The sequence below is a fragment of the Mesorhizobium sp. M7A.F.Ca.CA.003.01.2.1 genome, from assembly GCF_003998945.1.
Taxonomy (GTDB): Bacteria; Pseudomonadota; Alphaproteobacteria; order Rhizobiales; family Rhizobiaceae; genus Mesorhizobium; species Mesorhizobium ciceri.
In genome coordinates this window covers 1-1,260 of record NZ_RZRA01001239.1, presented here as the reverse complement: position 1 = coordinate 1,260, position 1,260 = coordinate 1, and the positions used below count along the sequence as shown (strand labels likewise).

Genomic DNA, 1,260 nt, shown 5'->3' with positions numbered 1-1,260 from the left:
TCCAATGTCGCTGTGATCGGCGAGATCCTCGACCGATTGCGGCCGGCCATGCCTGTCGAGATAGTCGGGAGCCGCGCATATGGCCGAGCGCTGAGCATAGAGGCGCCTGGCCGCAAGCGACAGGCTGTCGTCGAGTTCGCCCATGCGGATCGCCAGGTCGATACCCTCCTCGATCAGGTCGACGCGGCGGTCATTGAAGGAGACTTCCACCGTCAGGTCCGGAAATTTCCTCGAAATCTCGAACAGCACGGGAGCGACGCAGCGTCGGCCGAAGGCCAGCGGCACGTCGACCCGAAGCCGGCCAGACGGGACCTGCCGACGCGAGGCGAGCAGCGACTGTGCGGCTTCGATCTCGGCCAGGGCCCGGACGCAGGCTTCATAGTAGCTGATGCCTTCGCTGGTCGGACTGAGACTGCGGGTGGTGCGGTTCAACAAGCGAACGCCGAGCCTCTGCTCCAGCTGCGCGATCGATTTGCCGATCGCCGACTTCGTCACATGCAGCCGCTCGCCGGCGCTAGTGAAGCTGCCGGCCTCCACCGCCTGCACAAACGCGACGGTGCCTTGCAGGTCGGCCGTTTCCATGGCGATTTCCTATTGTCGACTTTTAGTCCGCAATCAGTGTCAAATTATACCGCACGGAAGCACTATTTTCTATAATCGAAAGGCATAAATGTCTCGCCTGGCATCAATGCACGGAGCGCGAGACGACATGAGCACCCCAATCAACAGATCCTGGCAGATGAGCGGTTTTGGCCTGTCGAGGCTAAGCCAGGTGGAAGGCAAGGTGCCCGAGCCAGGGCCGCACGATTTGCTGGTCCGGACCAAGGCCGTATCGCTCAACTACAAGGACAAGATGATCGTGGACGGCGTGCTGATCCCCGACCTTGCCTTTCCCTTCGTGCCGACATCCGACGCGGTGGGCGAAGTGGTGTCCGTCGGCAGTGCCGTCAGCCGCTTTCAGGTCGGCCAGCGCGTGCTTGGCCAGGTGATCGCCGATTGGCCGGATGGCGACGCACCGCCGGTGCTGCATAAGCACACGCTGGGGTCGTCGCTGTCGGGTATGCTTTCCGATCATGTCATCTTCGGCGAGGACGCCGCGGTGCTGGCGCCGCTGTCGCTCGGCGACATCGAGGCCGCGACATTGCCGATCGCGGCGCTGACGGCCTGGTTCGCCATGGCCGAGGCGACCAAACCGGTGCCGGGTCAGACCATTCTGATCCAGGGCACCGGCGGCGTGTCGCTGTTTGCGCTGCAGTTCGC

At 63.3% G+C, this 1,260-nt stretch carries 2 protein-coding genes; one reads left to right on the top strand and one right to left on the bottom strand.

The window, feature by feature from the left end; all coding sequences use genetic code 11:
- Window positions 1-582, bottom strand: a 582-nt coding sequence (locus EN969_RS31585; RefSeq protein ID WP_164758691.1) for a LysR family transcriptional regulator, incomplete at its 3' end; no start/stop codon positions are given.
- A 127-nt stretch (window positions 583-709) separates the two neighbouring features.
- Here EN969_RS31585 and EN969_RS31580 point away from each other — a divergent pair.
- On the top strand, window positions 710-1,260 hold a 551-nt coding region (locus EN969_RS31580), incomplete at its 3' end, for an alcohol dehydrogenase catalytic domain-containing protein (RefSeq protein WP_164758690.1).